This is a genomic window from Senegalia sp. (in: firmicutes) (assembly GCF_052088025.1).
Taxonomy (GTDB): domain Bacteria; phylum Bacillota; class Clostridia; order Tissierellales; family SIT17; genus Anaeromonas.
The window spans coordinates 1-4,764 of sequence record NZ_JBQCYD010000081.1 but is presented as its reverse complement, the minus strand read 5'-3'; the positions used below and the strand labels follow the sequence as shown (position 1 = coordinate 4,764).

Genomic DNA, 4,764 nt, shown 5'->3' with positions numbered 1-4,764 from the left:
ATACCTATTTTTTTATTTAATAGAAAAAGTAGAACTTTCCTATTAAATAAAAAAGAAAGACCATTCTCCAATACCTATGGAGTGACTTCAGCAGCTGTTTTAACAGACTTTCTTTCTTTAGATGATATTACTTATTCTTCTCTCGAAAAATTAGTTGTATTCGTCAGTGAGAAAGGAAGGAATCGATTTTCAGATCCAGTTAAAACTGCTAAGTTATTACAAAAAGCAGCTAGAGATTCCTATAGGTTAGATAAAGTACTTTACGAACCTTTAAATGTGTCTATCGCATCATCTTTTAATGTTATTAAAGCTTTAGAAGATGAGGTTAAGACTATTGATAAAGCAATCGAAAAAAATATTAAAGGTATAAACACTACTGAATTCCAGTCTCTAATTTCAATTCCAGGTATTGGTCCAGTACTTGCTAGTGGTATTTTATCTGAGATAGGAACTATTACTTCCTTTAAATCTCATGATTCCTTAGCTAAGTATGCAGGCCTTACATGGAGGGTTAATCAGTCGGGTAATTTTAAGTCTGACGAAACCCGAATGACAAAGACTGGTAACAAATATCTTAGATACTATTTAATTGAAGCTGCTAATAGTGTTAAAAATAATGCTCCAGAATACAAAGAATACTATTACAAGAAGTTTGGTGAAGTAACTAAGCATAATCATAAAAGAGCCCTCGCACTTACATCTCGTAAATTAGTACGCCTGATTTTTGGATTGCTGACTAAAAATCAAATCTACTCCAGTGATAAAGTTGGAGAGATACAATAAAATAGCTTTAAACTTAAACCTGTTTTTAACCAAAAAACCATAGGTTCTATTTAAGTTTGTCTTTTTTAATCGTTTCTTTTGATTTACTTAGAAACTATCTCTTGACATATTACCAGATTGCTTAAATTAGCTTTCAACTGAAACCAAGGCCATCTTCTTTATCCTTTTTACAGCTTCATTTGCACCTACTGTGTATGCATCTGCACCTATATCATCAGCAAATTTTTGAGATATGGGTCCCCCACCAATCATTACTTTATATTTTTCTCTTATATCTCTTGCTTTTAACATATCTATTACTGTTTTCATACCAGTCATAGTTGTTGTCATTAGAGTTGACATACATATGAAATTAGCACCTACTTTCTCAGCAACATCTATAAAATCTTGTAATGGTACATCCCTTCCTAAGTCATGTACTTCAAATCCTGCTGATTCCGTCATTATCTTTACTAAATTTTTACCTATATCATGGGTATCACCCTCAACCACACCAATTACTACTTTTATGGGATTATCTACTGTCTCTGTCTTTATATGGGGTTTTAATATATCTAATCCTATATTTAATGTATCTGAACACGTAAGTACCTCAGGAAGGAAATATTCCTGTTCTTCATAAAGTTGGCCAACTATATCCATGCCTGAAACTAAACCTTCCGCTATAGTTTCTTCTGCTGGTATAAGTAGCTCAAGTGATTTATTACACAATTCTACAGCTAAATCATCTTCCATCTCTATTACTGCTTCACTTATTTTTTTAAAAAGTTTTTGTATATCCATTATAATACCTCCTTGATTATTCAACTATTGATTCATGTTCTAGAATGTTTTTTTCAAAATTCCAGGGATTTCTTCTTAAATAACGGTTTCCAAAGGGAGTTAATATAGATATTACAGCAAATATGGCCAATAATATTGAATACCACATATATCCTACTATTTGAACGGGACTTAAAACTCCATTTGTAAAACTAGCTGCGATTAATAGTTGGGCTCCATAGGGTATAATTCCCTGCATTACGCATGAAAAAGTGTCTAAAAGTGAAGCTGTTTTTCTCGGGTCTACTTTGTATTCCTTAGATATTTCACTGGCTAATTGACCTGTAACAATTATAGATACAGTATTGTTAGCTGTAGCAACATCTGTAAGAGCAACTAAGGCACTTATACCTAGCTGTGCAGATTTTTCACCCTTAATTTTCCTTCGAACCTTATACAATAACCAATCCAAGCCCCCACCAGTGGATACCATATTTGCTAAACCACCAGTTAATAGAGAAAGTAAAAATATATCAAACATTCCTTTAAACCCCTCATATATTTCCTGGGATAATCCTAATAATGTGAAATTTCCATAGTAAATTCCAATAACTCCAGATATAACAATTCCACCCATTAATACTGCAAATACATTCATTCCTAATACAGCGGATACTAATACAAATATATAGGGCATTATTTTAATTATATTATAACTTTCTTTATTTATTTCAGGATTACTAATCGGTGTACCAAATATTAATAAAAGAGCCATTGTTACTAAGGCTGCTGGCACCGCAAATCCCATATTCGCTCTAAATTTATCTTTCATAGACACACCTTGAGTTTTTGTGGCAGCTATAGTAGTATCTGATATTATGGATAAGTTATCTCCAAACATTACCCCTCCAACCAATGCTCCCAATGCTAAAGGTAAACTTAAACCAGCTTTACTTACTAAGTCTACGGCTATAGGAGCTATGGCGATTACAGTTCCTATTGAGGTTCCTGTTGAAATAGATATGAATGCGGATATTATAAATATACCTACTGTAATATATTTATACGGAATCAAAGCAAGTCCTAAATTCACTGTAGACTCTACTCCACCCATACTACTTGAAACTGTAGAAAATGCACCTGCTAGTAAATATATAATACACATTGTAATTATATTTTCGTGTCCACATCCTTTAATAAATATATCAAATTTAGAATCTAATGATCCCTTTGTTAGAATAAATGCAAATACTATTCCAATAATAACAGCTATTGGAGCTGGAAATTGGTAAAAAGCCATTTCAACTCCCTTTAATTGTAAAATAATCCCCGAAAATAAATATACTAATATAAAAATTATAAATGGTATTAAAGCTAAACCATTTCCCTTATTCTCATTAAGTTTTTTCATTTCTACTTACCCCCATTATTTAGTTTTACTATGATAATTTAATTGGATATTTCCCGTATTTTTTACCAGCTTCCATAAACATCTCAATTTTTTCAATTGGTGTATTCATTGGAATTTGGCATCCTGTGCTGAGTATATATCCTTTTTTAGAATCATGACCCTTTCTTATACACTCTTTAACTGATCTGAAAATATCTTCTTTTGTTCCATTATGCACTGCTTCAACTGGTGGTACATTCCCCGTAATAACCACCCTATCTCCCATTATTTCCTTAGCTTCTTCCAAATCTTCTATATTATCTATACTGAAGTTAGAAATACCTGCCTCAACTACATCCTCCCAAATATCCTTGCTCTTACCACATATATGTATGGCTGGAGCACTGCCTGTTTTTTCTATTATCTTTTCAATGTTACTTTTAAGATAAGGTAAAGAAAATTGTCTAAATTGCTTTGCACTTAAGAGACTATTGGATGAGACCGGATCTGCAAAACCAATGGATAATCCCAATTTAGCAACCTCCTCTATATACCTATTGTTAGATTCTGTTACTACTTCCATTAAGGCATGAATAGATTCAGGATATTTAATCATCCACTTTAATAAATTTTCTGTTCCTACAACAGAGGCTGCCACACTGAAGGGGCCTGACATTGCTGCACCAACGTCTACTTCCTTTATAAGTGCATCTCTAGTTAATTTTAATGCTTTAATTAAAATTGGTAACTTTCCGTCTTTCAATGGATTTACAACCTTTAGTGATTGTATTTGATCCCTTGATTTAATAGCTGGTTCTAAGAGATAGGAAATATTATAGTCTGGAAAACCAACCTTAGACCCCATGGCTTCTGCAACACCTCTTAGGCTGGTGGAAATTCCTACACTATCTTGTCTAAGCCTTTTAAATAAAGCTATCTCTAGTTCTGCCATAAGTTCAGCTGAATGATAATAATCTTTTGCTGTTACTCCAATGAAATGCACCATTGTAACTCCCATATCAGGTATACAAATTATCCTATCAATTTCTTCTCCTCTAGAAAAAGCATCCATTCTCTCCCTAGGAGTCATTTCTTCTCTTTTCAATTAAACCGCTTCCTTTCTAGATTTAAGGTTCATAGAAGTACTTATATATATTTCATATTTCCAATTAAAAATTATTAGTTGACTATTCTTAGAATATTTGTCGTAAAAAAGGGACTTCTCTCCATAGAAATCCTTTTTATTTTATTTTATTTATATCCTATTCAAAGTCCTTTGCAAACTCTTCTATTGATTGCATTAATAAGGTGGAACTATATGCAACACCTGGTCCTCCGGAGAAAGCTATGGCTACAAAAGCCGCTTCTAAAAGTTCTTCCTTAGTACATCCTGCTTTAAATGCTGCATAAACATGTGATACTATACAATATTCACATCTACTATATACAGATATTCCTATAGCTATAAGTTCCTTGGTCTTTACATCTAGTGCTCCTTCGCCAAGGGTAACTCCTACCAATCCTCCGAAAGCTTCCATATGTTCTGGATTCATTGCTCCAACTGCTTCCATACCATTATTTAACTCTTCTAATATTGCTCTAACGTCTCTTGCCATCTGATCACTCCTAATTTTTCTATTTCTTAAAATCTTATAGCTTAATCTATATTTTCTAAGAAAGCTTGTATCAACAATTTTATTTTATCATTAAGTAAAACCATCTACCAATTAAGAATATCTATAGTAGATGGTTTGCATATAGGTAATCTTATTAAATAAAAATAGCGTCTACGACGCGTTAAAATCTTTAGTTTTAACTTTCTTTTTTAA

Annotated in this window: 5 protein-coding genes; 1 reads left to right on the top strand and 4 read right to left on the bottom strand. The window is 32.6% G+C overall.

Annotation, left to right across the window (positions count from 1 at the left end; genetic code table 11):
- On the top strand, window positions 1-783 hold a 783-nt coding region (locus tag ACTHUW_RS12475), incomplete at its 5' end, for a transposase (RefSeq protein WP_442198677.1).
- Between the two features lie 126 nt (window positions 784-909).
- Here the strand turns inward: ACTHUW_RS12475 and ACTHUW_RS12470 are convergent.
- The 4 genes from ACTHUW_RS12470 to ACTHUW_RS12455 form a co-directional block, all read right to left on the bottom strand.
- Complete coding sequence (locus ACTHUW_RS12470; RefSeq protein WP_442198678.1) at window positions 910-1,566, bottom strand: corrinoid protein; 657 nt, start codon at window positions 1,564-1,566, stop codon at window positions 910-912.
- Between the two features lie 16 nt (window positions 1,567-1,582).
- Window positions 1,583-2,956, bottom strand: coding sequence for a Na+/H+ antiporter NhaC family protein (locus ACTHUW_RS12465; RefSeq protein WP_442198679.1), 1,374 nt, complete (start codon window positions 2,954-2,956; stop codon window positions 1,583-1,585).
- 28 nt (window positions 2,957-2,984) lie between these two features.
- Complete coding sequence (locus ACTHUW_RS12460) at window positions 2,985-4,040, bottom strand: uroporphyrinogen decarboxylase family protein (protein WP_442198680.1); 1,056 nt, start codon at window positions 4,038-4,040, stop codon at window positions 2,985-2,987.
- A 157-nt stretch (window positions 4,041-4,197) separates the two neighbouring features.
- Window positions 4,198-4,551, bottom strand: a complete 354-nt coding sequence (locus tag ACTHUW_RS12455; protein ID WP_442198681.1) for a carboxymuconolactone decarboxylase family protein — start codon at window positions 4,549-4,551, stop codon at window positions 4,198-4,200.
- Between the last annotated feature and the right edge of the window lie 213 nt (window positions 4,552-4,764).

Bases quoted from the DNA above. Each gene is read 5' to 3' on its own strand.
- ACTHUW_RS12470 (WP_442198678.1), bottom strand. From the start codon at position 1,566: ATGGATATACAAAAACTTTTTAAAAAAATAAGTGAAGCAGTAATAGAG.
- ACTHUW_RS12465 (WP_442198679.1), bottom strand. From the start codon at position 2,956: ATGAAAAAACTTAATGAGAATAAGGGAAATGGTTTAGCTTTAATACCA.
- ACTHUW_RS12455 (WP_442198681.1), bottom strand. From the start codon at position 4,551: ATGGCAAGAGACGTTAGAGCAATATTAGAAGAGTTAAATAATGGTATG.